The sequence below is a fragment of the Bartonella sp. CL435QHHD genome, from assembly GCF_042195095.1.
In the GTDB taxonomy this organism is placed as follows: Bacteria; Pseudomonadota; Alphaproteobacteria; order Rhizobiales; family Rhizobiaceae; genus Bartonella.
Genome location: NZ_JBHINS010000079.1, coordinates 1 through 2,218 on the forward strand (window position 1 = coordinate 1; position 2,218 = coordinate 2,218).

Consider the following 2,218-nt stretch of genomic DNA (forward strand, 5'->3'; position numbering starts at 1 on the left):
CCATATCTTAGAAAATAACTTTTGCCAATAGGCAGTATGGAGGCATTTGTGAATAAACCAGTGTTTATAAATTCTGATGAAATTCTCTTAGTGATGTGCGAAAATGAAGAGCAAAATCTCGCTAAATCTGGTCCTTTCTTAGAAGAAAGTGACATGATCAAATTTATCGACCAAGCCGATAATGCTGTCCAAATTTTGCGTATTGAACCAACGACTAATCGTTGCGAAGATATCTCTGAAGATATTGCCGAATTCTATCTTAAAGAATGTGAAGAGCAGTGTTTCAACGGAAACATTCCTCACGATTTTATTCTACACAGCACAGCATACGGTTTTTTTTTAGATGATATAAAACAGCGCGAATATGATGATGCAATGTATGGTTCTTACGAAAAACAACACCGTTTGCGTCCTTGTGATGTGCTTTAAAAGCTAAAGGCGTTTTTAAAAGACGCCACCTTTTCAAAAAATTCACCACACAATGCAATGCCGTTCTTTTGCAAGAACGACAAAGGCAGAATCTAACTTAAAGGAGTAAAACCATGGAAAAAAAATACGAACTTACTGATGAAACAATTGAGTTTGATAGAAAAACTCTCCACCGCATTCGTGCTTTAAGGGATTTTGATGATGTTAAAGCAGACGACCTAGGCGGCTATATCGAGAAAGAAGACAATCTAAGTCATGATGGTAATTGCTGGGTAGGTGATGATGCAAAAGTCTATGGTTATGCCAAGGTTTTTGGTGATGCACATGTTTATGGAAACGCTCGTGTAGATGGTCATGCAAGAGTTTATGACAAAGCCAAGGTTTATGGTGATGCTTATATTTATAACATTGCTGATATTTACGAAAATGCATGTGTTTTTGGTAGTGCATCTGTTACCGGAGAAACTAATATTTTTGGTAATGCGCAGATTTTTGAACATGCTCGTGTTTTTGCCAGTGCACAAATCTACGAAAATGCACAAGTTTCCGGTGGTGCATTTATTAGTGGAAAAGCTGAAATTTATGGAAATGCTAAAATCTATGGCAGTCCATTGATTTCCATCAGAGCAAAAGTTGGGGGAAATGCCAAAATCTGTGGTGATGCATTTATTCATGGAAACGCAGAGATCATCAATGATGAAATCATCACAACGGGCATGAGGCAATAAACCATGGAAAAGAAATACGAACTTACTGATGAAACAATCGAAGTTGGGGGCAAAACTCTCCACCGCATTCGCGCATTACGAGACTTTGGAAACGTCGAGAAAGGTGATTTAGGTGGCTATATACAAAAAGAAGACAACCTATCGCATCATGGTAATTGCTGGATTGGGGATTATGCAAAAGTCTATGGTTATGCCAAGGTTTTTGGTGATGCTAAGGTTTACGAAAATGCACAAGTTTACGGTTATGCACATGTTTACAACAATTCTCGTATTTATGGCAAAGCAGAAGTTTGCGATGAACCATGCATTTACGGTGATGCAGAAGTTTACGGTGATGCATATATTTGCGGTGAACCGCACGTTTTTGATAATGCAGAAGTTTATGGCAATGCACAAGTTTACGAAAAGGCATACATTTATGATAGGGCGCGTGTTTACGGCAATGCAGAAGTTTCCGGTGATGCGCATGTTTACGGTCATGCAAAAATTTACGGTGAAGCATGTGTATGTTGGGACGACTGGATTGATGGCGATAAAAGAATCTCAACTAGGTAACAAACCAGATGAAAAAATACGAATTTACTGATGAAAAAATTGTGTTTGATGGAAGAACTCTTCACCGAATTAGAGCATTAAGAGACTTTGGATATGTCAAAAAAGGTGACCTAGGCGGTTTTATAGAAAAAGAGAGCAACTTAAGCCATAAGAGAGACTGTTGGATTTTTGGCAATGCACAAGTTTACGGTGATGCCAAAGTTTATGATGATGCGCGGGTTTATGGGAATGCACAAGTTTATGGCAATGCACAAGTTTATGATTATGCCGAAGTTGGTGGTGCTTCTGTTGGAGATAATGCCAAGGTTTTTGACTATGCGCGGATTTATGGGAATTCTGCTATAGGGGAAAGTGTACACGTTTACGGAAATGCTAAAATTTACAATCAAGCATATATTTGCTGTCGTGTAAACATTGCTGGAAATTGTAAAATTAGTGGCTCCACCGTAATCGTAGAACGTGAGAAATAGTAATCATGGAAAAGAAATATGAACTTACTGATGAAA

At 38.2% G+C, this 2,218-nt stretch carries 4 protein-coding genes; all 4 read left to right on the forward strand.

Annotated features, from left to right (window positions below; genetic code table 11):
* Positions 1 to 48: 48 nt before the first annotated feature.
* The 4 genes from ACFILH_RS07315 (at position 49) to ACFILH_RS07330 (ending at position 2,182) form a co-directional block, all read left to right on the forward strand.
* The gene (locus ACFILH_RS07315; protein ID WP_375621921.1) at positions 49 to 429 is read left to right on the forward strand and encodes a hypothetical protein; all 381 of its coding nucleotides are present in this window, start codon (positions 49 to 51) and stop codon (positions 427 to 429) included.
* A 113-nt stretch (positions 430 to 542) separates the two neighbouring features.
* Positions 543 to 1,157, forward strand: coding sequence for a hypothetical protein (locus ACFILH_RS07320; RefSeq protein ID WP_375612600.1), 615 nt, complete (start codon positions 543 to 545; stop codon positions 1,155 to 1,157).
* Positions 1,158 to 1,160: 3 nt separating this feature from the next.
* Complete coding sequence (locus tag ACFILH_RS07325) at positions 1,161 to 1,712, forward strand: hypothetical protein (protein WP_375612599.1); 552 nt, start codon at positions 1,161 to 1,163, stop codon at positions 1,710 to 1,712.
* Positions 1,713 to 1,720: 8 nt separating this feature from the next.
* On the forward strand, positions 1,721 to 2,182 hold the full coding sequence (locus ACFILH_RS07330) for a hypothetical protein (protein ID WP_273791665.1): 462 nt from the start codon (positions 1,721 to 1,723) through the stop codon (positions 2,180 to 2,182).
* The last annotated feature ends 36 nt before the right edge of the window (positions 2,183 to 2,218 follow it).